This is a genomic window from Methylococcus sp. S1M (genome assembly GCF_051295855.1).
Classification (GTDB): domain Bacteria; phylum Pseudomonadota; class Gammaproteobacteria; order Methylococcales; family Methylococcaceae; genus Methylococcus; species Methylococcus capsulatus.
In genome coordinates this window covers 1-203 of record NZ_JBPDXO010000095.1, presented here as the reverse complement: position 1 = coordinate 203, position 203 = coordinate 1, and the positions used below count along the sequence as shown (strand labels likewise).

General features: G+C 72.9%; 1 protein-coding gene. It reads left to right on the top strand.

Going from position 1 to position 203, the window contains the following annotated elements; genetic code table 11:
• Nucleotides 1-12: 12 nt before the first annotated feature.
• Nucleotides 13-203 (top strand): phage protein Gp36 family protein (locus ACSHWJ_RS16190; protein WP_432540156.1); only part of this gene is annotated, 191 nt, incomplete at its 3' end.

Genomic DNA, 203 nt, shown 5'->3' with positions numbered 1-203 from the left:
GTGGTGCAGCTGGTGCGTTACGAGATCTACGACCGGCGGCCCGAAGGCAAGGACGATCTGCCGCCCGCCGTGGTACGCGGCCGAAAGGACGCGCTGCAGACGCTGGACGACATCCGCGCCGGCCGTATCAGCCTGGGCGTGGCGGACGATCCCGCCCAGGCTCAGCCCGAGGCCGGCGCCCGGATGCGGACCCGGATCCGGGG